The organism is bacterium (genome assembly GCA_008933615.1).
Classification (GTDB): domain Bacteria; phylum CLD3; class CLD3; order SB21; family SB21; genus SB21.
The window spans coordinates 15,650-40,350 of the sequence record WBUR01000020.1; the positions used below are offsets into that span (position 1 = coordinate 15,650).

General features: G+C 45.0%; 21 protein-coding genes and 1 pseudogene. 19 read left to right on the plus strand and 3 right to left on the minus strand.

Annotated elements, in window-relative coordinates:
- Positions 1 to 83 precede the first annotated feature (83 nt).
- From F9K33_08850 to F9K33_08905, 12 genes are all read left to right on the plus strand, one after another.
- On the plus strand, positions 84 to 2,042 hold the full coding sequence (locus tag F9K33_08850; GenBank protein KAB2879552.1) for a tungsten formylmethanofuran dehydrogenase: 1,959 nt from the start codon (positions 84 to 86) through the stop codon (positions 2,040 to 2,042).
- Positions 2,043 to 2,263: 221 nt separating this feature from the next.
- Positions 2,264 to 3,175 (plus strand): ABC transporter ATP-binding protein, encoded by a 912-nt coding sequence (locus F9K33_08855; GenBank protein KAB2879502.1) that lies wholly within the window; start codon positions 2,264 to 2,266, stop codon positions 3,173 to 3,175.
- Positions 3,168 to 4,460 (plus strand): ABC transporter permease, encoded by a 1,293-nt coding sequence (locus F9K33_08860; protein KAB2879503.1) that lies wholly within the window; start codon positions 3,168 to 3,170, stop codon positions 4,458 to 4,460. Before F9K33_08855 ends, F9K33_08860 begins: the two co-directional genes overlap by 8 nt.
- A gap of 161 nt (positions 4,461 to 4,621) precedes the next feature.
- A complete protein-coding gene (locus tag F9K33_08865; GenBank protein ID KAB2879504.1) occupies positions 4,622 to 5,086 on the plus strand; it encodes a hypothetical protein in 465 nt (154 codons plus the stop codon).
- Positions 5,087 to 5,220: 134 nt separating this feature from the next.
- Positions 5,221 to 6,783, plus strand: coding sequence for a bifunctional phosphoribosylaminoimidazolecarboxamide formyltransferase/IMP cyclohydrolase (purH, locus tag F9K33_08870; protein KAB2879505.1), 1,563 nt, complete (start codon positions 5,221 to 5,223; stop codon positions 6,781 to 6,783).
- 24 nt (positions 6,784 to 6,807) lie between these two features.
- On the plus strand, positions 6,808 to 7,833 hold the full coding sequence (locus F9K33_08875; GenBank protein ID KAB2879506.1) for a rod shape-determining protein: 1,026 nt from the start codon (positions 6,808 to 6,810) through the stop codon (positions 7,831 to 7,833).
- Positions 7,834 to 7,920: 87 nt separating this feature from the next.
- On the plus strand, positions 7,921 to 8,787 hold the full coding sequence (gene mreC / locus F9K33_08880; GenBank protein ID KAB2879507.1) for a rod shape-determining protein MreC: 867 nt from the start codon (positions 7,921 to 7,923) through the stop codon (positions 8,785 to 8,787).
- A 27-nt stretch (positions 8,788 to 8,814) separates the two neighbouring features.
- Positions 8,815 to 9,339: a rod shape-determining protein MreD gene (gene mreD, locus F9K33_08885; protein KAB2879508.1), complete on the plus strand. Its 525-nt coding sequence runs from the start codon at positions 8,815 to 8,817 to the stop codon at positions 9,337 to 9,339.
- 15 nt (positions 9,340 to 9,354) lie between these two features.
- Positions 9,355 to 11,175 carry a penicillin-binding protein 2 gene (gene mrdA, locus F9K33_08890; protein KAB2879509.1) on the plus strand — a complete coding sequence of 607 codons (1,821 nt, stop codon included), beginning with the start codon at positions 9,355 to 9,357 and terminating at the stop codon, positions 11,173 to 11,175.
- Positions 11,176 to 11,182: 7 nt separating this feature from the next.
- Positions 11,183 to 12,436, plus strand: a complete 1,254-nt coding sequence (rodA, locus tag F9K33_08895; protein KAB2879510.1) for a rod shape-determining protein RodA — start codon at positions 11,183 to 11,185, stop codon at positions 12,434 to 12,436.
- Positions 12,437 to 12,458: 22 nt separating this feature from the next.
- On the plus strand, positions 12,459 to 13,145 hold the full coding sequence (locus F9K33_08900) for a TIGR02253 family HAD-type hydrolase (protein ID KAB2879511.1): 687 nt from the start codon (positions 12,459 to 12,461) through the stop codon (positions 13,143 to 13,145).
- Positions 13,142 to 13,888, plus strand: coding sequence for a hypothetical protein (locus tag F9K33_08905; GenBank protein ID KAB2879512.1), 747 nt, complete (start codon positions 13,142 to 13,144; stop codon positions 13,886 to 13,888). The genes F9K33_08900 and F9K33_08905 overlap by 4 nt, the downstream gene beginning before the upstream one ends.
- 130 nt (positions 13,889 to 14,018) lie before the next feature.
- On the opposite strand, the gene groL is transcribed toward F9K33_08905, so the two are convergent.
- Positions 14,019 to 15,674: a chaperonin GroEL gene (gene groL, locus F9K33_08910; protein ID KAB2879513.1), complete on the minus strand. Its 1,656-nt coding sequence runs from the start codon at positions 15,672 to 15,674 to the stop codon at positions 14,019 to 14,021.
- Between the two features lie 63 nt (positions 15,675 to 15,737).
- Complete coding sequence (locus tag F9K33_08915; protein ID KAB2879514.1) at positions 15,738 to 16,010, minus strand: co-chaperone GroES; 273 nt, start codon at positions 16,008 to 16,010, stop codon at positions 15,738 to 15,740.
- Positions 16,011 to 16,328: 318 nt separating this feature from the next.
- Here F9K33_08915 and F9K33_08920 point away from each other — a divergent pair, with 318 nt between their 5' ends.
- From F9K33_08920 to F9K33_08935, 4 genes and pseudogenes are all read left to right on the plus strand, one after another.
- Positions 16,329 to 17,279, plus strand: coding sequence for an EamA family transporter (locus F9K33_08920; GenBank protein ID KAB2879515.1), 951 nt, complete (start codon positions 16,329 to 16,331; stop codon positions 17,277 to 17,279).
- Between the two features lie 168 nt (positions 17,280 to 17,447).
- Positions 17,448 to 18,581 (plus strand): IS481 family transposase, encoded by a 1,134-nt coding sequence (locus tag F9K33_08925; GenBank protein ID KAB2879516.1) that lies wholly within the window; start codon positions 17,448 to 17,450, stop codon positions 18,579 to 18,581.
- Positions 18,582 to 18,694: 113 nt separating this feature from the next.
- A pseudogene (locus F9K33_08930) lies at positions 18,695 to 19,066 on the plus strand (endonuclease domain-containing protein).
- 697 nt (positions 19,067 to 19,763) lie between these two features.
- Positions 19,764 to 20,006 (plus strand): hypothetical protein, encoded by a 243-nt coding sequence (locus tag F9K33_08935; GenBank protein KAB2879517.1) that lies wholly within the window; start codon positions 19,764 to 19,766, stop codon positions 20,004 to 20,006.
- Positions 20,007 to 20,178: 172 nt separating this feature from the next.
- Here F9K33_08935 and F9K33_08940 read toward each other — a convergent pair whose 3' ends face one another.
- Entirely contained in the window at positions 20,179 to 21,624 is a 1,446-nt protein-coding gene (locus F9K33_08940; GenBank protein ID KAB2879518.1) for a DUF1566 domain-containing protein, read from the minus strand.
- A 282-nt stretch (positions 21,625 to 21,906) separates the two neighbouring features.
- On the opposite strand from F9K33_08940, the gene F9K33_08945 reads away from it, so the two are divergent.
- The 3 genes from F9K33_08945 to F9K33_08955 all read left to right on the plus strand — a co-directional run bounded on the left by F9K33_08945 (position 21,907) and on the right by F9K33_08955 (position 24,635).
- Positions 21,907 to 22,881 carry a polyprenyl synthetase family protein gene (locus F9K33_08945; protein KAB2879519.1) on the plus strand — a complete coding sequence of 325 codons (975 nt, stop codon included), beginning with the start codon at positions 21,907 to 21,909 and terminating at the stop codon, positions 22,879 to 22,881.
- 103 nt (positions 22,882 to 22,984) lie between these two features.
- On the plus strand, positions 22,985 to 24,265 hold the full coding sequence (locus F9K33_08950) for a phosphopyruvate hydratase (protein ID KAB2879520.1): 1,281 nt from the start codon (positions 22,985 to 22,987) through the stop codon (positions 24,263 to 24,265).
- A 10-nt stretch (positions 24,266 to 24,275) separates the two neighbouring features.
- Positions 24,276 to 24,635, plus strand: a complete 360-nt coding sequence (locus tag F9K33_08955) for a septum formation initiator family protein (GenBank protein ID KAB2879521.1) — start codon at positions 24,276 to 24,278, stop codon at positions 24,633 to 24,635.
- The last annotated feature ends 66 nt before the right edge of the window (positions 24,636 to 24,701 follow it).

The following is a 24,701-nucleotide window of genomic DNA, read 5'->3' on the forward strand; positions in this document are numbered from 1 at the left end:
AACCTGGAATCCCGCCGGAAAAATATAAGCTCAAGGATTTCCCTGAACTCACGAAAGAGCGCCTGTTGCATGCATACAAATTGATGATCCTCTCCCGCCGTTTGGATGATAAAATGCTGCGTATGCTCAAACAAGGAAAAAGTTTTTTCCATATCGGATGCGCCGGACATGAAGCGGCTCAGGTTGCGGCAGGCTTTGCGATGAAACCGGGCAAGGACTGGTTCTATCCGTACTACCGTGATCAGGCATTGACGATGAGCGTGGGAATGACGGCGCAGGAAATCATGCTGTGTTTCCTAGCCAAAGCGGATGATCCCAATTCCGGCGGGCGCCAGATGCCTCAGCACTACGGACACAAACAGCATCGTATCGTATCTCAATCCAGTCCGACCGGAACCCAATTCCTTCAGGCCGTCGGCTGCGCCATGGGCGCCGTGAAGGAAAAAACGGACGAGATCGTGTACGTTTCATCCGGCGAAGGCACCACCTCCCAGGGTGATTTTCATGAAGCGCTCAACTGGGCCAGCCGCGAAAAATTTCCCGTTATCTTTTTTATTGAAGACAATAAGTATGCGATCTCCGTTCCGATCTGGCAGCAAACAGCGGGCAATTCCATATTCAAGATAGGCGCCGGATACGAAAATCTCAATTGTTTTGAAATGGACGGAACCAATTTTCTGGAAACCTATGCGACGGTTAAAGAGGCGTCCCAAATGGCGCGCAGCGGTAACGGGCCTTGTTTGGTCGTAGCGGACGTGATACGCCTGCTCCCGCATTCGTCATCCGATGACCAGCGAAAATACCGCAAGGAAGAAGATCTCGCCAAAGACCGCGGACGCGATCCGATCGAGCAAATGTCGCTCTTCCTGATTAAAAATAATATGATGACGGCAGCCGAAGACAAAACGTTCCGCGAAATTTGCCACAAGGAAGTAGACGACGCTGCGGAGTGGGCAGAAGCACAAGCTTCTCCGGAAAAAATTACCGCAACAAAATTTGTTTTTTCGGAAGAGCCCGATGAACTGGAGTATGAAAAATCTAAACCGTCCGGAAATCCTATCGTTCTGGTCGACGCCATCAATCATGCGATGGCCGAAGAGATGGAACGCAATCCGAAAATGATCATGTTCGGCGAGGATATCCAGGATGATAAAGGCGGCGTCTTCACCGCTACCAAAGGGTTATCAAAAAAATTCGGTAACGATCGCGTGTTTAATTCTCCCCTCGCGGAATCAAGTATTGTCGGAACCGCCATCGGCCTGGCCACGCGCGGATGGAAGCCGGTGGTGGAAATTCAGTTCGGCGATTACGTGTGGACCGCAATGATGCAGATCCGTAATGAACTTGCCACCATGCGTTACCGCTCCAATAATAACTGGGCATGTCCCCTGGTTATACGTATTCCCATCGGCGGATATATTCACGGTGCGTTATGCCATTCGCAAAATATCGAATCGTTTTTTGCTCATATTCCCGGCCTGAAGATCGCATTGCCTTCGAATGCCGCCGATGCTAAAGGGTTGCTCAAAACCGCGATCCGCTGCGATGATCCCGTATTATTTCTCGAGCATAAAGGGCTGTACCGACAGGGATTTGCCCAGAGTCCCGAACCCAATGCGGAATATTTATTGCCTTACGGTAAAGCGGTTGTCAAACGCAAGGGCGCCGATGTCACGATCGTCACGTACGGAATGATGGTATCGAAATCAATCAACGCTGCAAAAGTTGCAGAAGAGAAACACGGCATCAAAACGGAAGTGATCGATCTCCGGACCATCGTTCCACTCGATGTGGATACGATCATAACCTCGATCAAGAAAACAGGAAAGTGTATTGTAGTGCACGAGGACTGCGAATTCGGCGGATTCGGCGGCGAGATCGTCGCGCAGATCATACATCAGGGATTCGAATATCTCGACGGCCCCGTCCGGCGTGTTGCAGCAAAAGATTCTCCTATTCCATACAACTGGTTCCTCGAAGAAGTCATTCTGCCGCAAGATCAAAACATTGTTCATGCGATCGAGACATTGGCGAAGTATTAACCCCTTTTCCTTTTTCACTAATGTGATACCAGATTAACCGGTTATCTGATATTTCTATTTATGAGATATCATAAGCATTTAATTAAAGTAACTGCTCATCATCATATTCCACAATGCATCGGTTTTTAGTCGCCATTCGCCGAAATATGTATGTACGTTCTATTTAACTTTATTATCTTGATTCAGATTTTTTAAAAACTTTATATGTCAATAGCCAAATTATGACTGATTATCCACTTTTGAACATCGACAACGTCGTCAAACGCTTCAACGGATTCACAGCGGTTGACCGGATCAGCTTAACTATTCCTCCTAAAACGATATTCGGCCTCCTCGGCCCGAATGGCGCCGGTAAAACAACGCTCATCCGCATGATCACTCAGATCACCATGCCGGACGAAGGGCGAATTTCGTTTAAAGGCGAAAAATTGAATTCGATGCATTCGGAGGATATCGGTTATCTTCCCGAAGAGCGCGGATTATATAAACAGATGAAAGTCGGCGACCATATTATTTATCTAGCGCAATTACGCGGCCTGACTGCGGCCGATGCAAACAAAAAGGTCCGCGCCTGGTTTGAAAAATTTGAGATCAGCGATTGGTGGAACAAAAAAATCGAAGAGCTTTCCAAAGGTATGCAGCAGAAAGTTCAGTTCATAGCCACAGTAGCGCATGAACCGGAGCTTCTGATCTTCGACGAACCTTTCACCGGCCTTGACCCGATTAATGCCGATCTGATTAAAGATGAAATTTATCAGCTCAAAGAAAAAGGCGCGACCATCATTTTTTCAACGCACCGCATGGAGCAGGTGGAAGAAATCTGCGACGCGATCGTATTGGTCAATAAAGGCAAAAAGATTCTCGATGGCGGCGTAAAGCTGATCAAACAGCAATTTAAGAAGAACATTTATAAAGTGACATTTGAAGGCGCTTTACCGGCCATTCAACATCCGGATTTTACAGTCATTAAGAGTTCCGGTGAAGAATTACTCATCCAGACCAAGACGCACAATACGCCAAACGAATTGCTGACTTTTTTGATGGATAAAATTGAAATACATTCATTTCAGGAACTCCTGCCAACGCTCAATGAAATATTCAAAGAACAAGTAACACAGGACGGCCATGAATAAATTACTGCTTATCATCCAGCGCGAGTACGTCAGCCGTGTCACCAAAAAATCGTTTATTCTAACGACCCTGCTCGTACCCGTCGGGCTTGCCATATTACCGGCCATTATTTTTTTTATGGCCCGCTCAAATAACGTAGACCGCGTGGCTGTTGCAGATGAAACCGGATTATTTGCCGGTAAACTTAATAATTCACGGTTGATCGCTTTTGAATTTGAAAATCAGCCGATGGAGAGCCTCAAGCAAAATTACAAGAAAAAAAAATACGACGGCATCCTCCATATTCCGAAATTTGATCTGGAAAATCCGAAAGGCATACGGTATTATTCCAGCCGAAGTCTGGGTTTTAATGCAAGTTTTTATCTTCAGAGCGAACTCGCACGCGAGATCGAAAAATTAAGACTCAACAAAGCAGGCCTTGATGAAAAATTTATTGAAAACCTCAAATCAAAGATGTCGATTGAAACCATCATACTAAGCGAGGAGGGCGAAAAATCGGACAATAAAGTGGTCGCGCTCGTCACCGCTTTTATTATGGGAATTATTATCTATATCACGCTGATCATTTACGGCGTCATGGTGATGAACGGCGTCGTTGAAGAAAAAGCGAACCGCATTATGGAAGTGATCGTTTCCTCGGTTCAGCCCTTTCAGATGCTGATGGGAAAAATCCTAGGTATCGCGGCAGTCGGCTTAACGCAGTTGGCCGGCTGGACCATCATAAGCGTTGTTCTTGGGCAAGTTGCCTTTGCTGTATTCGGCGGGCAATTGAGTAATGTTCAAGCCGACACACTTACGCAAAGCGGTATCAATGCGCGCGACGCCGAAGCGATGGCCGTATTCATGAAAAATATCGACAGTATTAATTTCACCGAGTTATTCGTTTTGTTTATTTTTTATTTCTTCGGCGGATATTTGTTCTACGCATCGCTTTACGCCGCAGCCGCTTCCGGCGCCAACGATCCCGGCGACGTGCAGTCGTTGTCTTTTCCTGTCACTATTCCTATTATCGTCGCTTTTTTTGTTTTGCAGATCGCGGTCAACGACCCAAACGGTGCAGTTGCTTTCTGGGGTTCGCTGATCCCTTTCACTTCGCCAATCGTCATGCTTGGACGAATTCCTTTCGGCGTACCGATTTGGCAAACGCTCTTATCCATGGCCTGTCTGATCTCCGGCTTTTTATTCACCACGTGGATTGCTGCAAAAATTTATCGTGTCGGCATACTTATGTACGGCAAAAAAGTGACGTTAAAAGAATTGGGGAAATGGATCTTTTATAAGGGATAATGCAACATCCCGCAGATTTCGCAGATTCCCGCAGAAAATTTTTTATTGAGCAATTCGCGCTATCTGCGGGAACATTTTCTTATATGTTTTATACGTTTACTTTGTTATATTGCTTCTGATTAACCCACAAAAACATTTCCACTCATATAGGAGAAACCATCATGAAAAAAATGTATCTCTCTCTTTTGGTATTGCTTGCCGTTTTGTGGATCAGCGCGTGCGGCGGAAGCACGAAGGGCGTGATTAACGCCGAGAATAACAAAGTTGAAAAGAACGAAACGCTGAAAGCCGGCGAATTTTATCAATACGAGATTGTCATTGAGGACAAAATGAATGCGATCTCGGTTGAAGGCGAGTGGCGAGTGCTGGACGGCGGCGACCGCAAGGCTAATGTATTTGTCATGGACGAGGAAAATTTCCTGAAATTTGACAAAGGCGAACAATTCAAAAATTATTATTCTTCCGGAGAAAAGATCACGGATAATTTCAAGATCCGTCTGGTCGGCAAATACAAAACAGCCAAAACATTATACTATTTAATTTTTGACAATCCTTCCGAAGAAGACGACAAAAAGGTCGAATTCAAACTTCTCATGGATTACGAATGGGGCGAAGGAACCCGTTAACAAATCTGCTTATATATAAAGCCTGACGGCATCTAGCGTCAGGCTTTTTTTATACCGTTGCTTTTTTCGGCCGCTTTCTCTACATTCCTGCGTTTTAATTAACGAATTATTTTACCTTTGGAATATATCTTATCATGATCAAACGCGCGCTCATCAGCGTCTCAGACAAAACCGGGATTGTTGAATTAGCCAAAGCCCTGCACGGCTTAGGTATTGGTATTATCTCCACCGGCGGAACCGCTACGGCTCTGCAAACGGCCGGAATTCCGGTCATTAAAATTTCCGACGTCACTTCGTTTCCTGAAATGATGGACGGCCGTGTCAAGACGCTGCATCCCAAAATTCACGGCGGACTTTTGGCCCTGCGAAATAATTCCACCCACATGGCCGAAGCAAAAAAACACGGCATCGAGATGATCGATATGGTCGTCGTCAATCTCTATCCATTCGAAGCCACGATCTCCAAACCGGACGTGCATCTTGAAGAAGCCATCGAAAACATTGACATCGGCGGCCCTTCGATGATCCGTTCCGCCTCAAAAAATTATAAAGATGTCGTCGTGCTGGTTGATCCTTCGGATTATGCCAAAACGCTGGACGAACTCAAATCCGGCGGCAACGTCTCGCGGGAAACGCGTTATGATCTCATGGTTAAGGCGTTTGAGCATACCGCGCGTTACGATGGCATCATTTCAAGTTATTTCGGCGGGAAGCGCCCCGTTGCGACGAATGAATTTCCAGCCTCCATATCGGTCAACCTGAAGAAGATCCAGCATTTACGCTACGGCGAAAACCCGCACCAACTGGCGTCATTCTACTCGTCTGCCGCGCAGACGAAAAAATTTTACGAACAGCTTCACGGCAAGGAATTATCCTACAATAACATCATTGATCTTGACGCCTGTGTGCGTATCGTTTCCGACTTTGACAAACCGTGCTGCGTGATCGTGAAACACACCAATCCCTGTGGCATAGCTGTTAATAACGGTCTTCACACGGCCTATCAAAACGCTCGCGCAACCGATCCGGTATCGGCCTTCGGCGGCGTCATTGGTTTTAATGATAAAGTGACCGCGAAGATCGCGCAAGAGATCGGCGACGTCTTTGTCGAAGCTGTGATCGCGCCGGAATTTGATGGCGAAGCCTTGTCGATAATGGAAAAAAAGAAGAATATCCGCCTGATCAAATATAATTTTACTGAATCAAAAAAAGCGGCGGCACAACTTCCGGAAATCAAAAAAGCGTTTGACGGCTATCTCGTTCAGCATAGCGATAATCATCTCGTCAATTTTTCCGACAAGGCCCAATGGAAAGTGGTTACCAAACGCCAGCCAACCGTGGACGAAATGCATGCGCTGGAATTCGGTTGGCGCGTTGTCAAACATGTCAAATCCAACGCGATCGTCTATTCCTCGAAAGACCGTACTCTGGGCATCGGCGCCGGACAAATGTCGCGCGTGGATTCCGCCGAGATTGCCGTTTTGAAATCGAAAAACGCTAAACTCGATCTTAAAGGCTCCGCTATCGCCTCGGATGCCTTTTTCCCGTTTCGTGACGGTATTGACGCTGCCGCCAAAGCCGGCGCAGTCGCGGTGATACAGCCCGGCGGCTCAGTTAAGGACCAGGAAGTTATCGATGCGGCCAACGAACATAATATGACCATGATTTTTACGTCGATTCGACATTTCAAACATTAATTTTCATCGGAGCTTGTTCTGCTTATGGAAATCTTTAATATTTTCAATAACGAAATCGCTATCGACCTCGGAACTGCAAACACCTTGGTTTATGTCAGAAATAAAGGCGTCGTGATCAACGAACCGTCCATCGTCGCTATCAATAAGCGAAGCAACAAGCTCATAGCCATCGGTCAGGAAGCCAAAGAAATGATGGGCCGTACGCATGATGAAATCGTAGTCGTGCGCCCGCTCAAGGACGGTGTCATCGCAGATTTTGAAATGACCGAGTTGATGCTCCAGGAATTTATCCGCAAAGTCAGTCCGGCGCGGTTCATGGGTAAACGCGTCGTGATCGGCGTTCCCGTCGGTATCACGATGGTGGAACAGCGCGCGGTGCGCGATTCTGCCGAACATGCCGGCGCTAAGGAAGTGTACCTCGTAGCCGAGCCTATGGCGGCTGCGATCGGAGTCGGAATTGATATAACCGAGTCGAAGGGCAGTATGATCATGGATATCGGCGGCGGCACGGCAGAAATTGCCGTCATTGCCCTCAGCGGCATTGTTTGCGATCGATCCATCCGCAACGCCGGCGACGAACTCACCAAAGCAATCGTTCAATATTTTCGTATTCAGCATAATCTTCTGCTCGGAGATCAAACTGCCGAAGAGATCAAGTGCACGATCGGTTCTGCCGTACCTCTTCCTAAAGAACTCACCATGGAAATTAAAGGACGCGATATCGTTTCCGGTATTCCCCGCACGCTCGCAACCGATTCCGCGGAAGTTCGTAAAGCGCTGAACGAACCTATTTCCAAGATCATTGAAGGAACGAAGAATACACTGGAGCGGACGCCTCCTGAACTGGCCTCGGATATTCTCGACCGCGGCATCGTTTTGACCGGCGGCGGCGCACTGATCAAGGGTTTGGACGAACGCATTAAGAAAGAGACCGGATTACCGGTTATTGTTGCCGAAGACCCTCTTACGGCGGTTGTTCGCGGCGTCGGTATTGTGCTTGAAAATTTGTCCAAATATCAACAAGTGATCCTCAAAGCCAAAAAATATTAACCGATGTCTTATCTGTCGACAAACCTTTTCGGAAAAGATTTAAAGAATCCTATGGTCCTTCCTGATAAAAAGTAAGAAAGGGCCGGTATGTTTTGGAAGTTAAAAAATTTTCTGGACGGTTTTTATCAGATCATCGATGTTTATAAAAATCATTTTGTTTTTCTTTTCCTCATTATTATTTCCGCGATCTTACTTCAGACAAATGCCAATCCACAAATTACGTTTTTTAGACAACGCGCTATTTACTTGTCTGCGCTGATCGGCGAGCAGTTTAGCCGTCTTCCCCGCGTGTGGAAATACGAAGATCAAAACCGTACGTTAGAGCTGCAGAACGCGGAACTGGCCAAACGTAATATTGTATTGGAAGATGCGTATCTCGAAAACATCAAGCTCAGGCAGATGTTAAAATTCAAAGACCGTTTTCCGATGAACACGATCCCTGCGCACATTATCATGAAAGCGCCCGACCCGAATCTCAGTACGATCACGCTCGATAAAGGCCGCGATGACGGCGTGTCTGAGTATCAAAACGTTATTACCGACCGAGGTTTAGTCGGAATTATTACTCACGCGGAAGACCGGTACTCGGTTTGCCAAATCATGCTCGATAAAACCTTCCGCGCAGCCGCAAAAATCCAGCGTACCCGTCTCAGCGGTATCGTTCTATGGCAAGGATTGCCGAATGAAGTCGGGTTTTATGGCGTACTGAAAAACCTGGATGTACGAGTGGGCGACGTCATCCTGACATCCGAATACAGCGAGTTTTTTCTCCCGAATTTCCGGGTCGGTATTGTCCACGAAATCAATAATGAGATCGAGGGCATTTTCAAAAATATTCACGTGAAAACAAGCGTCGACTTTGATATGATAGAGGACGTCTTTATCGTAACAGATACTTCAAAAGTTTCTTCTGCCAGAATAGGTTTTGAAAATTATTTTTTCGGAAATGAATAGTAATGTAACCGGGAGTTGCTTTAATTCATGCGACGCAAAAGAAATCAATTGATCCTGAGCCTAGCGCTCACGGCTTTAGTTTTTTATTTTCTTCAAACGACCTTTATCAATCCTTTCCTGTCCGTCGGGCACAGTGTTCCTGACTTGCTTTTGATATTAACGTTATTCGTGGGTGTCCGCTTGGGGCAACTCAGCGGTTCATTCCTTGGTTTCCTGGCCGGCTTGCTTCAAGACGTTTTGATTAATTTTTACGGATTGAATGCGCTATGCAAAACCGTTGTCGGATTTTCTGCAAAATATTTCAAGACGGAAAAAGTGTTACTGGTCGAAAAATATTATTTTCCGATCGTTGTCTTTTTTAGCTCCATCGTTCACAGCATTATCTTTTTCGGATTCCAGTCACTGGATGCCGATTTGAATTTTTATACACTTTTTATGAATTACGGCGTGCCAAATGCGTTGTACAGCTCAGTTATGGCATTTATTTTATGGCTATTGACGCCCAACGCCTTTCTTGATTTTATCAACTACGACGCGAAGCACGAATATTAATTAATCCGTTGGCCTATGAACCCTCGCTCAATTATTTTTTCCATATTTCTAGGAACGGTCTGGCTGATACTTTTGAGCCGGCTGTTTTATCTGCAGGTGGTTAATTCAGATTACTTCGCCGGGCGCGCAGAAAATAACGCAACCAAGATGATAGACCAGATCCCGGCCCGCGGATTGATTTTCGATCGATACGGGAAACTGATCGTTGAGAACCAGCCTACGTTTTCAATCCAAATTACTCCAGCCGAGTTTGACACCAACAGTTCCTCCGAGTTTGAATACCTTGCGCAAAGGCTGAATATGTCGCCCGCTGAAGTTCGCCGTAAAATCCAAGGCGTCTGGCCTTATACACCCGTTACCATAAAGGAAAATGTCGATTTCACGCTGATTGCAAAGCTGGAAGAGGAAATGGTAAAACACCCCGGTGTGCATTTCAAAGTAGATATTCACCGTATCTATTCTCCGGATATCACGATGCCGCACGTCATAGGGTACCTTAATCAGATCACCGAGCAAACTATCGGTTATTTTAAGACGGGTGATTTTTCCGATACGGATTATAAAATCGGCGAGCTGACGGGAGCTGCGGGGATCGAAAAATTCTACGAGATTGAATTGCGCGGACAAAAAGGATATCACGAACTCCAAAGTGATTCCAAGGGCAAAGTAGTAAAGGACCTGGGTATTGTTAAACACCCAACCGACGGATATAATCTTTACCTAACCATTGATCTTGAATTCCAGCGATTTGTTGAAACGGCAATGGGGCAAAATAAAGGTTCGATCATTGTCGTAGATGTACGAACGGGCGAAATTCTGGCTGCTACGAGTAAACCGGATTACAACATACGGTGGTTTGTCGAGGGCATTAGTCATGAGCAGTGGAAAGAATTGAATGAAAATCCGGATAAACCGATGTTTAATCGCATTGTACAAAGCGGTTATGCGCCGGGCTCCACTTTCAAGATGATCACGGCAATTGCCGCTCTGGAGGAAGGCCTTGCAACTCCGGAAACGTACATCGAATGCAAAGGAGTATATCTGCTCGGAGGAAACCGTTTTCGCTGCTGGAATTGGACGGGACATGGCCATATTAATATGCAAAATGCGATCACTCATTCCTGCGACGTATATTTCTATACCCTTGCCTGGGAATTGGGAATAAATAAGCTGGCAAAGTACGCGCGGATGTTCGGACTGGGTGAAATGACCGGCGTTGATTTGCCTAATGAAAAAAAAGGGAACGTTCCTACAACAGATTTTTTTGACAGCCGGTACGGAAGAAACAATTGGAAATCCGGCACCGTTGTTAATCTGGGAATTGGACAAGGCGAAATTTTGGTTACACCTATTCAAATTGCGCAGTACGTTACGATTCTTGCCAATTCCGGAAAATACCAGCAGCCGCATTTTGTACGTTATGCCGAAGATCAGGAAGGTATTCGCAAAGTCTTGTATCCGATCAAAAGCGTACCTGTCAAACCGGATTACCTTGATCTCATGCGGCACGGGATGTGGGCGGTTGTCAATACGTATGAAGGAACAGGCAAACGCGCCTGGATCAAATGGCAGGCTGCAGGTAAAACAGGAACGTCGGAAAATGTACATGGAAACTATCACGGATGGTTCGCCGGATTCGCTCCGTATTATGACCCTGAAATTGCCGTCGTGGTAATTATGGAAAACGGCGGAGAAGGCTCCGATGTTGCGGCGCCCATGTCTGCGACCGTGATGAACTATTATTTCAATTATATTCGCGGCAGGAAAGCGTTCGATCCTTCAGACCTGAAAGAGAAACAGTTCCAGTCATTACGAAATGCGCAGCTTATACCTTAATTAATATATGGTAGTTGAAAAAATAAAAAATTTCCTGAGCGACCTGGATTATTTTTTACTCATTCCGACCCTGTTGCTATGCGGAATTGGACTTTTGTGCATTTACTCCGCAACCGTCAGCGGAAGTCCTGAGCTCCAGTTCAATTTCACAAAACAATTATTTCATTTTGCAATAGGCCTGCTTCTCATGTTCCTCGTCATACTCATACCGATTCGTTTGATTGACGGCGCGGCTATTTCGCTATACGCGATCACGGTTGTATTACTTATTCTAGTACTTGCGACCGGTTCAGTTCGCTACGGCGCGCAGCGTTGGTTTGCACTCGGGCCATTCAGCCTCCAGCCTTCGGAAATCGCAAAAATAGCTACGATGATCTGTATTGCCCGCATGCTTGCTTTAAGCCGGGTTAATCCCGCGCATATAGCAAATATCATTATCACATTTGCACTTACATTAATCCCGATGTTTCTTGTCATGAAGCAGCCGGATCTTGGAACGGCTCTGTGCATCGGTTGTATTGCCCTGCCGATACTATACTGGCACGGCATTTCGTTATTTTCTATTTTTGTCATGTTTTCCCCCATTGCTACGGTATTGGTTCATATCGGGTCAGGATATAGTTTCGAAGCTTTTATTCTGACCTTATTTGCCATTTTGATGATATTGTATTTTTCAAAACGAAAGACCGGTATCATTCTGGCCGTGTTTGCATTAAATATTATCGTCGGACTTTCATCTGAACCGCTTTGGGATTCACTCAAGGATTATCAAAAAGAACGTATTCTGAATTTTATTGAGCCGGAGCGAGATACGCAGGGCAGCGGGTATCAGGTTCGTCAGTCGAAGATCGCCATCGGCGCCGGAGGTTTTTCAGGAAAAGGATTGTTGGAGGGAACACAAACACAATTAAAATTTCTGCCGGAACAACATACCGATTTTATTTTTTCGGTTGTCGGAGAAGAGTTTGGTTTTATCGGCGCCGTTGTCTTGTTAACCTTGTTTGGAATCATGATCTTCAGGATAATTCTCATCGCCGATGTGGTAGATGACAAGTTCGCCAGCTTGACGCTGATAGGCATAGCAACGTTGTTTTCGTTCCAGGTTATGGTTAATATTGGAATGACGACGGGAATTATGCCGGTGACGGGAATACCTCTCCCGTTCCTAAGTTATGGCGGAACCGCCTTATGGACTAATCTGTGCCTGATGGGCATCGCGTTGAATATTTCCATGAGAAAAAAAGTGTACGACATACATTAATAGCCATTTTACATCAGGAATTATGATCAAAGCCGTTATTTTTGATCTTGACAATACGCTCGTCAATTTTATTGCCATGAAAAAACGCGCAATTACAGCTGCGGTAGAAGCTATGATTGATGCAGGCCTGGATCTTCCGCAGGAAGAGATAGACCAGAAAATATGGAAGATCTATGACGAGCGCGGTTTTGAACACCAAAAGGTTTTTGACGACCTGCTGGAAAATATGTTCGGCAAGATTGATCACAAGATACTCGCAAGCGGTATAGTGGCTTACCGGCAAGCGCGCGAGGCATCCCTTGTCACTTATCCGCACGTTTCCTCGACTTTGATCGAATTGACCAAAAGAGGATTCAAGCTTGCTGTCGTAAGCGATGCGCCTACACGGGAAGCGTGGCTGCGCTTGTGTTATCTTAAACTTCATCACGTCTTTGACGCTGTGGTGACTTACGAAGATACGTTTGAACGGAAACCTCATCCGGCGCCTTTTAAAAAAGCGTTGTCATTACTTAAGGTGGAGGCTCAAGAAACGCTGATGATAGGCGATTGGGCGGAGCGCGACATGATCGGCGCAAAACAACTCGGTATGAAAACCGTCTTTGCGCGGTACGGCGATATATTTGACACTAAGGAACCGGGCGCCGATTATGAAATCAACGACATTACCGAACTTCTGGATATCCTTGAAAAAGAAAATGGGAAAGAATGAAAATTAATTTTTTAACCGCTCTATCCATCGCACTTTTCCAATTCCTTTTCATTTCTTGCGCGCGCATATCTTATCTGGATAATCACCTGCCATCCGATCTCATTTTCCAAAAAAAAGTGTACGGCGGTGTTACAACGCTGGTTGGAACGGAGCTGAGCGCACCGAGTTTTAGTTTATATGCGGACGGAACGGTTATTTATTATCGATACATGGACGGCAAGCGCAAATTCGTTTCCTCTCGTCTGCCAAAACGCGATTTCTTTATAATCTATAATTGGATTGAGAATAACCTGTCGCTTGTAACGGGACAAACTTCAAAGCTGGACGGAGCGGTCGTATCGGAGTTTTACTTTAATTCAAGAACCGTAACCATAGAAGGATTAGGTTTTATTCAGGGACCATCACAACTCGACTCGCTTCATGAATTCAGTAAACAAATAGACCAACTCAATTTCAAGAAGTCAAAAAGATATTATGCTGGACAAATTGTTCTGTATGTAAAGCGACTCTCCGGCGGCGAAATCGAATCATGGCCAAAATGGAAAATACCTGAGGTTGGATTGGACTCTATTTATCAGAAAGATATTAGTTTTTATGAACCCAATGTAAAGGAGAATAGTATAGTCTTGGAAGGAAAAATAGCGGTTAAAGTTCAGAAAGTGGTCGAACAAACGAGCATTTATCAGAAATTTTCACATAAAGGATGGATCTATGCCGTGGGTTACAAGCCGGTAGTGCCCTAGGCATCATTCGATGGTTGTTTTTGCGCAAATAAAAAACCCTGACCGGCTTTCGCTGATCAGGGTTTTTATATGGTAAATATGTCCCGACCTTTTGATGATCAGGAACACAAGGGACTCAGTCCCTTGGGCATTAATACATGTCGCCCATTCCGCCGCCCGGCATCGGAGGCATGCCGCCGCCTTTCTTGTCTTCTTTTTTCTCAAACACAGTCGCTTCGGTGGTCAAGAGCATACCTGCAACGGACGCCGCATTTTCCAATGCGGTACGGGTTACTTTGGTAGGATCGATCACACCGGCCTTGAGTAAATCTTCGTATTCTTCGGTCAATGCATTGAATCCGAAATGATCCGTGCCGTCTTTGACTTTCTGAACGACGATGGAGGCTTCGATGCCGCAGTTCTCAACGATCTGACGGATCGGCTCTTCCAACGCTCGGCGAACGATCGCAACGCCAAGTCCCATGTCGCCGACCAGAAATTTATCGTTGATTCCGCCTTTGCCTTTTTCGAGAGATTTTTGAGCGCGAATGAATGCAACGCCGCCGCCGGCAACAATACCTTCTTCAACCGCTGCGCGCGTCGCATGTAACGCATCTTCCACGCGGGCTTTTTTCTCTTTCATTTCCACTTCGCTCGCCGCGCCGATTCGGATCACCGCAACACCGCCGGCCAATTTAGCCAAACGTTCCTGTAATTTTTCTTTATCATAATCGCTGGTTGTATTCTCGATCTGTGTTTTGATCTGAGCAATACGGCCTTTGATTTCTTCTTTTTTGCCGGCGCCTTCCACGATCGTCGTGTTGTCTTTATCAATGATGATCTTCTTGGCCGAACCTAAATATTCGATCTTCGCGCTTTCCAGTTTATATCCCGCTTCTTCGCTGATCACGGTGCCGCCGGTCAGAACTGCAATGTCTTCGAGCATCGCTTTTCTGCGATCGCCGAATCCAGGGGCCTTCACAGCTGCAACGCGCAGCGTTCCGCGCAGTTTATTAACAACCAAGGTAGCCAATGCTTCGTTCTCAACGTCTTCCGCGAGAATCACTAAGGCTTTGCCCATCTGAACTGTTTTTTCCAGGATCGGAAGCAGATCTTTCATGACGGAGATCTTTTTGTCAAAAATAAGAATCTTAGGATCTTCCAGAACGGCTTCCTGCGTATCCGCGTCGGTAATAAAATACGGTGACAAGAATCCGCGGTCAAATTGCATACCTTCAACGGTCTCGAGCGTCGTTTCATAACCTTTGGCTTCTTCAACCGTGATGACGCCGTCTTTGCCAACTTTTTCCATGGCATCGGCGAGAAGCGCTCCGATTTCAGAATCATTATTTGCTGAAATGGCGGCAACCTGCGCGATCTGCGCCTTGCCTTCAACTTTTTTCGTCATCTTCTTCAGTTCTTCCACGATCACTTTGACCGAAGCGTCAATTCCTTTTTTCAATTCCATCGGATTCGCGCCTGCAGTCACGTTTTTGGAACCTTCGCGGAAAATAGCCTGGGCTAATACGGTTGCCGTTGTCGTGCCGTCGCCCGCGATGTCGCTGGTTCTGGATGCAACTTCACGCACCATCTGCGCGCCCATGTTTTCAACCGGCTCATCCAATTCAATTTCTTTAGCTACCGTTACGCCGTCTTTTGTTACGGTCGGTGCGCCAAATTTTTTGTCGATCAAGACATTACGGCCTTTGGGGCCTAATGTGACTTTTACCGCGTCTGCTAGGATGTCAACACCTTTTTTCAACTTCGAGCGGGCGTCAACATCAAATAGGATTTCTTTTGCTGCCATAATAATTTATCTCCTGTTATTATTTAATTATTTCTACTTTGTCTCTTTCGTCAACTTAAAAAATTAACCTTGAATGGCAAGAATATCCACCTGGTGCATAATTAGATATTTTTTGTTGTCGATAGTAACTTCGGTACCGGAATATTTTCCGTAAAGAACCGAATCGCCGACTTTCACTTCCATCGGTTCGTCTTTTTTACCGGGTCCTACGGCCAAAACTTTGCCTGCCTGGGGTTTTTCTTTGGCGGTATCAGGAATGAAAATGCCGCTTGCCGTTTTTTCTTCGGCTTCTAAACTTTCAACAATCACTCTGTCGCCTAATGGTTTGAGTTTCATCGTCGTCCTCCGTTGAATTGAATTAAATGAATTGGTTAGTTACTTAAATAATTTGATTGCAGAAAAAAAATTTGTTATAGTTACAGGTGAGATCCCTATATCCAATTACTGTGCCATTTTATTATTAAATTTTTGAGGCTGATTATAAACAATTTAAAGATAGAAATCAAGCTAAATTTAGCAGTCTTTTCAATAGAGTGCTACAATGACACTCTGCAACATGACGTAATGTCGTAGTTTGCTGACAGGAATGCACAAAAAATTAATTTTCAAAATTGTATTTATTTATATATAAAATCATGATTTAAGGCGGTAAGTATGTCGATGAGTCACTATTTCCGTGGAGTATCGCTGATTTGTCTAGCTGCATTATGTTGGAGCAGCGCGGGGTTACTCATTAAGATCATTAATTTACCGCCGATACAGATTGCTTTATATCGATCTTTCGTTGCCGGAGTTTTTCTTACCGTATATGTTTTATACAGAAAGAAAAGACTCCAAATTCCGTTCCGGTTCACCATCACGCGATGGTCGATTATCACGGCGCTCTGCTATGTGTTTACTGTATCGCTTTTTGTAATTGCCAACAAACTCACGACTTCTGCGAATGCCGTTTTTCTCCAATACACAGCTCCTGTATATGTGATCCTTGTCACTTATTTTATATTTAAGGAAAAAGTGTACGCCGTTGAGATCGCTACCGTTTTTATTTGTCTCGGCGGCATGATCCTTTTGTTTATGGAGGAAGAAAAGTCCACAGCCCTGGCAGGAAATATTTTCGGTATCTTGTCAGGAATCGCATTTGCATTTCTGCAAATATCGGTCAAGAAGTCCGAACAAAACGCTTCCCTTCCCATGACAGCTCAAAGCGATATCAGCGGTATATTTAATTTGGCATTTGGAAACGCGGCGACGGTGATCGTTTTGGGGATTGCCATATCGGCCGTATACGCATCTTCCTCCGGTTCGGCCGCTTCCCCGCTATATAGCATCTTTGGAGAAGGATTTTCGATAACCTCAAACGATATTGTCGGTTTGCTCCTTCTCGGCGTTTTTCAGCTCGGCATGGGTTATTTATTTTTTGCGAAAGGGGCAAAATATATTTCGAATGTGGAGATCGCGATCTATACATTACTCGAACCGATACTCAATCCGATCTGGACTTTTCTTGGAACGGGTGAATTTCCTGGATTCTGGGCGATCATCGGCGGCTGTCTGGTTCTCTCCGCAATTATGGTCAATACGGTATTTAGAAAAAATGAAGTGTGAGCCTGATATAAACCTAAAATGGTTTGCACGTCATATAAATCAATATTAATTTGCACGTAATCTTTCCCACTTGAAAAGGGTGTACAGACTGGGGACATAGGTAATGGTTGTTCGGAGACATAGGTAACAGTTAAATTGGTATGATTGTTTATTAAAGGAGAAATAATCATGCCATGGAAAGAAGTTAACCTTATGTCTCTGCGTAATGAATTTATTCAATTAGCCTCCCAAGAGGACGTTTGTATGAACTTACTCTGTCATCGTTTCGGTATTAGTACCAAAACAGGCTATAAATGGCTTCATCGTTATCAAAGCGAAGGAATAGAAGCCTTAAAAGATCTTTCTCGTCGTCCCCATCGTAGTCCGAACCAAACCCCACCTAAGATCGAAGAAGCCATAGTTCGATTACGAAAAGCCCATCCGGCCTGGGGTGCTCGTAAACTTCGCAGACGCTTGGAAACAATGCATGGCGGTTATTGGCCCAGTGTAAGCACCATTACCACAATTTTACATCGCCACGGGTTTATCCACCCTTCTGAATCTGCCAAACACAAAGCCTGGCAACGTTTTGAAGCTGCCTCTTCCAATGACTTATGGCAGATGGATTTTAAAGGTCATTTTCCCATTGGCAGTGAGCCGTGTCATCCTTTAACCATCTTGGATGATCATTCCCGTTTTAATCTCGGTTTGTATGCCTGTGTGAATCAAACCCGCGACACCGTGCAGCAATACCTAACTGCTGTTTTTCATTGCTATGGCTTGCCCGCCTGTATCATCACGGACAACGGTATGCCTTGGGGCGCTCCAGACTGTGAAAGCTATACCGGATTGAATGTCTGGCTGATGCGTCTTGGTGTGATTGTCAGTCATTCTCGCCCTAAACACCCACAAACCATGGGCAAAGACGAAAGATTTCACCGCACCTTAAAAGCCGAAGCCATCACCGGGTACTATTTTAACACGCTCATAGATTGCCAACAGCATTTTGACACATGGCGTATGATCTACAATCTTGAACGGCCCCATGATGCGCTCGGTGGCAACGTTCCAGCTAGTCGGTATCAAATAAGTCAAAGAACATTTCCGGAATCACTTCCGGTTATCGAATATGAGCCTGATATTTTGATTCGAAAAGTACACGATAAGGGCGAAATCTATTTTCGAAGTCGAATGATCCGAGTCGGAAAAGCTTTTCGAGGCTTACCGGTAGCACTCAAACCATCAAATACCGATGGCGTATTCAACGTCTTCTTTAGTCACTTCAAAATCTCAGAATTTAACTTGAATGATAAATCCAATTAACCCATGTTTAAACAAACAACCGTTACCTATGTCCCCGAACACTTGTTACCTATCTCTCCGGTCTGTACAAAGGGGGTTAGGGGGATTTTAAGAATAATCAACTTGACCCTGCAATGCCTCATATACCCTACAAAAAGAACCTAAATAAATTTGCGCGTCAACTGAGAAAAAACTCGACGCGTGGCGAAGTCATGTTATGGAAACACTTGAGCGGACGAAAATGTTGTGGTTTGCAATTTAATCGTCAAAAGCCATTAGGAAAATACATTGTCGATTTCTACTGCAAAGTAAAATGCCTCGTGATCGAAATCGATGGTCATAGTCATGGATTTGAAGAAGTATATCAAAAAGACATTTTAAAGCAAGCGGATTTGGAATCGATGGGATTGACTGTTCTGCGTTTTTCTGAAGGCGAAGTTCGGAATAATATTGACAGTGTTCTACAGACCATCGAAGCTTTCATAAAAAAAGATAATCCCCCTAACCCCCTTTCCAAGGGGGAACAGAATCTGCCACACCATATCTATCTGTGCGGATTCATGGGCAGCGGTAAAACCACCGTGGGAACCCTGCTCGCCGAGAAACTAGGTTATTCATTTATTGATACCGATCATCTGATCGAGCAAAATGAGAAAAAATCTATTAGTGAAATTTTTACGTATTCGGGCGAGGCGCAATTCCGTGAAATAGAAATCAGAGTCATAGAACAGGTTATCAAATCAAATCAGAATACGGTTATTGCATTGGGCGGCGGAAGCCTCCTGCGTGAAGAAAACCTGAATCTGATAGAAGCTGACGGATATCTTGTTTATTTACACGCCGATCTAAACATCATAGCCAAAAGGCTACAGTCAGATTCTGCGCGACCGATGTTGCAGCGAGCTCCCGTAAAGGCGTTGTTCAAGCAACGCAGACCGGGTTATGAAGCCGCCGATCTGATCATCAAAACGCAAAACAAGAGTCCTGCCGAAGTTACGGAAGCTTTATTCCATAAGCTTTGCCGCCTCGTTAAGAAATAAACCGATTCCTGACGAATTTGTCTTGACAAATCACCCTTAATTTATTATCATTGCACGAAATTTAAAACGAGAAAATCTTTTTAAATATCGATGCGCCTGAGAATGCAAGGGCGGTAAACAGTTATAAAATAATGCGATGGACTAGATCTAAAAAGGAGAGATTATGGCAAGGTTAACCGCAGCGGAGTGGGTGGCGCGCGAGAATAATTGTCAGGAACCCGAAGCCGAAAATATGCTCGAAGACGATCCTGATCTGGAATACGAATATTATTTACGATATTGCCTGCAGGAACTCAATCTTTCGCCGGACGAGATCATTCGCGGATTCGGTTCCGATACATCGGAAGCGCAGGAGCGATTCATCGAAGACTTCAAAGGCGAAGACGAAATGGAGCTGGAGCAGTAGATTTTTTTTATAATTTTTCAATAAAAAAAGAGTTAAGGACGGTCTGTCTTTAACTCTTTTTTTATTTAGAGCTTTTTAAACAAGACATCCCCAATTTTATAGATTTGGTATGTCTATTCTATAGAATATAACGAAGGCAGTAGATTCGTTTTTGCACGCCAATACTAAATGGTTAAAAAGCCCGAATCGCACGCACGTAATACGATTCGTATTTAAAGCTGGAGTACTGGCCACCATCGCCGAAGTACTGGTACTCCGCGATGTAAACATTATCCTCAGAAGAACTCCAATAGTTAGAATCACCGAAGCCGCCAACCACTGCTTTGTTCACGTAAAGTTTGTTTAATTCATCTTTGCTTGGTAAATACCAGTCGTTATAACTATCCAATACTAAATCATAGCACAATTTGGCTGCATAGCTTCCTGCTCCTTGGGCTGCAACAATGGCATTTGTATTTGTATTTCCTGTGCCAATTGCAATTCCTGCTGCTCCTGTTACTATATTACTGCCATTATACCATTGTATACTCGTTCCTTGGTCGGTTGGCGCGGCTATTAATCCGTGTGATTGGCCCGCTACGTACCCGGAATCACCGGGCTGCAAAATATAAAATATTTTGCCACCTTGATAACTATCGCCAATTGTGAGAGTAGTGAAACTTTCTTCACTGCCGTAACTCGTTCCCACGCTATTCGTAACGTATGCTTTTACATAATAGGTCGTATTCGGTGTCAAACTTGTAATGGAGCTTATGAACAAACCAGTTCCCGTTCCATTGGATGTGTGTGCATCAGCTATTGTTGGATTCTGTGATGTGCTCCAGCAAACACCTCTTGCTGTTACCGCTGCACCGCCATCTGCGGTTACATTGCCACCGCTGGAGGCTGTTGCTGTGGTGATATTCGTCATGGAGGCTGTAGTAACTGTAGGTAGTACAACGACGCCTGTAGCAAAACTAACTTCATTTCCATAATTAGTTCCTGCGCTATTGGTTACATACGCTCTGACGTAGTATGTAGTATTAGGAAGAAGATTTCCCATTGAGCTTACATATGCGCCTGTGCCGGTACCGTTGCTTGTGATACTGTCGGTGATCGTAGGATTAGCCGATGTATTCCAGCAAACCCCTCTCGCGGTCACCGGTGCGCCGCCGTCTGCCGTGACATTGCCTCCCGTGCTTGCTGACGTAGAAGTGATATTTGTTATAGTAGTGGTTGTAACGGTCGGAACTAGTATTGGATTTGTAGTGAAGGTGACTTGATTTCCATAAGATGTTCCAACGTCATTGGTTGCATACGCTTTGACGTAATACATCGTGTTGGGCGATAAGCCGGTAATGGAACTCGCGAATGGACCGATCTCAGAGCCTTCCGTAGTGTGACTATCTTCGATGGTAGGGTTCTGCGATGTACTCCAGCACAAACCGCGGGCCGTAATGTCAGCACCGCCGTCTGCTGTTACGTCGCCGCCGCCGCTTGCGGTTGTTACCGTTATGCTTGTAATGGATGCTGTAGTTACTGTTGGCGCCTCTTTTTTATCTGACTTCTCATCACATACAATTGAAGTGATGCATACCAACAAACATAGGAAAAACAAAATGCTTTTTGAATATTGCATACATATTACTCCTTTTAATGGAATCCTAATGACAGATTGGCTTTATTATTTAACCGCTAATAACGATAGAAATGAAACTACTATTAAACAAGCACTATAACTTGTGAAAAAGATATTATAAAAGAATATAACTGTCAAGCATCGAAAATAAATTTTACTTTATTTATTGAACAGCTCAGTTTTTAGATTAAACACTACATTTCACCTTGATTTGAAAATCATAAACCCTTAGATTGCAAACAGCATCGGACAAACGACCATCATAATTTCCGGAAAACCTGAATGACGCTGAAAGACATATTTGACCCGATTGACGGAGAACTCGAGGTATTCAAGAAAAAATTCAAAGAACAGCTGACGTCGAAGATCAAGATCGTAGATACGATCGCGCAGTATGTGGTCAAGTCCCGCGGCAAGAACCTCCGGCCGATGCTGGTGCTTTTGTGCAGCAAGCTGTGCGACGGCACAGTAACCGAACGCAGTTACCGCGCGGCGATCACGATCGAGTTGGTGCACAGCGCAACGCTGGTTCATGACGACGTAGTGGACGGAGCCGATATGCGGCGCGGCATGCCGTCGATCAATGCGATCTGGAAAAATAAGATGGCCGTTCTGATGGGCGACTATCTTCTGGCCAATGCGTTGATCAGTATCGTCGACATCAAAAGTTTTGACGCGATGATGCTTTTGTCCAATGCCACAAAACGAGCAAGCCAGGGCGAACTCCTGCAGATCGACAAAAGCCGCAAACTGGATATTGACGAAGAAACGTATATTCAGATCGTTTCGGACAAAACGGGCGCGCTGATCGCGGCGGCGTGTGAACTCGGCGCGATCACGACCACCGAAAACATGGAAGACCGAAAAGCGTTAAAGGAATTCGGAGAGAATATCGGCATTGCATTTCAGATCAAAGATGATCTCTTTGATTTCGAAGGCGTACAAACCATTATCGGAAAAACCAAGGGCCGCGATCTGAAAGAACAAAAGATCACGCTGCCTTTGATCCACGCTTTCAGCAAGGCGCCACGGGCGGAATCGAAACGCGTTCTAAAAATGATCAAAAACGATGTGAGCCGTTCCGATGTGAAACACATCATCGCCTTCACCGAGACTCACGGCGGACTTGAATATGCGAAAAAGCGGCTTAAGGATTATTCTGACAGAGCCATTGCTAATTTATCTCACTTTAAAGATTCAAAGGCTAAAGAAGGACTGAAAAATTTTGTGCAGTTTAATATGGAGAGAAACAAGTAAAATCAAAGCACCAAATGACAAATAACAAAATTCAAACGAGTTTGGTATTTGAAAATTATTTGTGATTTGTTTTTTGGAATTTGGAAATTAACTGGAGAAGATCATGAGTCACATACATTACATTCAGGGACGCGAAGTGCTGGATTCCAGAGGCAATCCGACGGTTGAAGTTGAAATCTTTCTCGAAAGCGGCGCCATAGGACGCGCGATCGTTCCCAGCGGAGCCTCCACAGGCGAACATGAAGCGGTGGAATTGCGCGACGGCGACAAAACGCGTTATCTCGGCAAAGGCGTTCAGAAGGCGGTCAAAAATGTTAATACTCTTATTTCCAAAGCGCTCATGCACGTGGATGCAGACGATCAGCACGAACTCGACCATATCATGATCGATCTGGATGGCACACCCAACAAAAGTAAACTCGGCGCCAATGCGATTTTAGGCGTGAGTTTAGCAGCGGCTCGCGCGATGTCCATTGAGACCGGCCTCCCGCTGTATCAATACATCGGCGGCATTCAGGCTAATACGTTGCCTGTTCCCATGATGAATATTATTAACGGCGGTGCGCATGCGGATAACAACGTCGATTTTCAGGAATTCATGATCATGCCTGTCGGCGCAAAAAGTTTTACTGAAGGTTTACGGATGGGCGCGGAAATTTTCCACCATTTAAAAGCTGTATTGAAATCAAAAAAACTAAATACCGCCGTTGGCGACGAGGGCGGGTTTGCGCCTAATCTGAAAACCAACGATGAAGCATTAGACGTCATTATGGAAGCAATCGGCAAGGCGGGATATAAGGCCGGCAAGGACATTATGATCGCACTGGACCCGGCTTCGAGTGAATTTTTTGCCGACGGAAAATACGTATTCAAAAAATCCGACGGTTCTAAAAAAACTTCTGAACAAATGGTTAAGTTCTATGAAAATTGGGTTCGCCAATACCCTATCATTTCCATCGAAGACGGCATGGCTGAAAATGACTGGAAGGGCTGGAAGATGCTGACTGAAGCGGTCGGTGACAAAGTGCAACTCGTCGGCGATGACATTTTTGTTACGAATCCTAAATTTCTATCCAAAGGTATCAGTTTGGGCGTTGCCAATTCAATTCTCGTTAAAGTAAATCAGATCGGTACGCTGACCGAAACCATCGACACGGTTCAAATGGCGCACAATGCCGGTTATACGGCAGTCATGAGCCATCGTTCCGGTGAAACGGAAGACACGACCATTGCCGATATCGCCGTTGCGCTGAATTGCGGCCAGATCAAAACAGGCTCCGCATCACGAACGGATCGAATTGCGAAATATAATCAACTGATCCGAATTGAAGAAGCGTTGGGCGCCCGTGCAGTTTATCCCGGACGCAAAGCCTTTCAAATATAAGGAGAAACGTATGAGTATATTGCCGCGAGAAAACGTGACGAAAAACCTTTTAGACGATACCGCCAGTATCGAAAAAAAGAAAAAGAGGAAAAAAGTTCTCTTTTGGTCGGTGATAAGCGTGATCGCGATGACGATTATATTCGGTAATTACGGCGCGTATCAAATGGTCGTTATCAAACGGCAAAAAATGAATCTGGAAAACGAAATCGCGCAGCTTAAAAAAGATCAGGCTCATCTGCTAAAAAACCGCGAACGCATCAAGAATGATTTGACCTATATAGAAAAAGTTGCGCGCGAAAAATACAGCATGGTCAAGCCGGGCGAGCATGTGTATCAGGTGATTCCAAAGAACAAAGAAACAAAAAAATAAATGTAATTACTCATCGGCATTGACATTGCGGCATTCGCAATAATGTAACGCGAGATATACCCCGCT

Bases quoted from the DNA above. Each gene is read 5' to 3' on its own strand.
- F9K33_08905 (KAB2879512.1), top strand. From the start codon at position 13,142: ATGAAAATTAATTTTTTAACCGCTCTATCCATCGCACTTTTCCAATTC.
- purH (KAB2879505.1), top strand. From the start codon at position 5,221: ATGATCAAACGCGCGCTCATCAGCGTCTCAGACAAAACCGGGATTGTT.
- F9K33_08925 (KAB2879516.1), top strand. From the start codon at position 17,448: ATGCCATGGAAAGAAGTTAACCTTATGTCTCTGCGTAATGAATTTATT.
- F9K33_08875 (KAB2879506.1), top strand. From the start codon at position 6,808: ATGGAAATCTTTAATATTTTCAATAACGAAATCGCTATCGACCTCGGA.
- groL (KAB2879513.1), bottom strand. From the start codon at position 15,674: ATGGCAGCAAAAGAAATCCTATTTGATGTTGACGCCCGCTCGAAGTTG.
- mrdA (KAB2879509.1), top strand. From the start codon at position 9,355: ATGAACCCTCGCTCAATTATTTTTTCCATATTTCTAGGAACGGTCTGG.
- mreD (KAB2879508.1), top strand. From the start codon at position 8,815: ATGCGACGCAAAAGAAATCAATTGATCCTGAGCCTAGCGCTCACGGCT.
- F9K33_08955 (KAB2879521.1), top strand. From the start codon at position 24,276: ATGAGTATATTGCCGCGAGAAAACGTGACGAAAAACCTTTTAGACGAT.
- rodA (KAB2879510.1), top strand. From the start codon at position 11,183: ATGGTAGTTGAAAAAATAAAAAATTTCCTGAGCGACCTGGATTATTTT.
- F9K33_08860 (KAB2879503.1), top strand. From the start codon at position 3,168: ATGAATAAATTACTGCTTATCATCCAGCGCGAGTACGTCAGCCGTGTC.
- F9K33_08865 (KAB2879504.1), top strand. From the start codon at position 4,622: ATGAAAAAAATGTATCTCTCTCTTTTGGTATTGCTTGCCGTTTTGTGG.
- F9K33_08935 (KAB2879517.1), top strand. From the start codon at position 19,764: ATGGCAAGGTTAACCGCAGCGGAGTGGGTGGCGCGCGAGAATAATTGT.
- F9K33_08915 (KAB2879514.1), bottom strand. From the start codon at position 16,010: ATGAAACTCAAACCATTAGGCGACAGAGTGATTGTTGAAAGTTTAGAA.
- F9K33_08945 (KAB2879519.1), top strand. From the start codon at position 21,907: ATGACGCTGAAAGACATATTTGACCCGATTGACGGAGAACTCGAGGTA.
- F9K33_08950 (KAB2879520.1), top strand. From the start codon at position 22,985: ATGAGTCACATACATTACATTCAGGGACGCGAAGTGCTGGATTCCAGA.
- F9K33_08900 (KAB2879511.1), top strand. From the start codon at position 12,459: ATGATCAAAGCCGTTATTTTTGATCTTGACAATACGCTCGTCAATTTT.
- F9K33_08920 (KAB2879515.1), top strand. From the start codon at position 16,329: ATGTCGATGAGTCACTATTTCCGTGGAGTATCGCTGATTTGTCTAGCT.
- F9K33_08940 (KAB2879518.1), bottom strand. From the start codon at position 21,624: ATGCAATATTCAAAAAGCATTTTGTTTTTCCTATGTTTGTTGGTATGC.
- mreC (KAB2879507.1), top strand. From the start codon at position 7,921: ATGTTTTGGAAGTTAAAAAATTTTCTGGACGGTTTTTATCAGATCATC.
- F9K33_08850 (KAB2879552.1), top strand. From the start codon at position 84: ATGATCCTCTCCCGCCGTTTGGATGATAAAATGCTGCGTATGCTCAAA.
- F9K33_08855 (KAB2879502.1), top strand. From the start codon at position 2,264: ATGACTGATTATCCACTTTTGAACATCGACAACGTCGTCAAACGCTTC.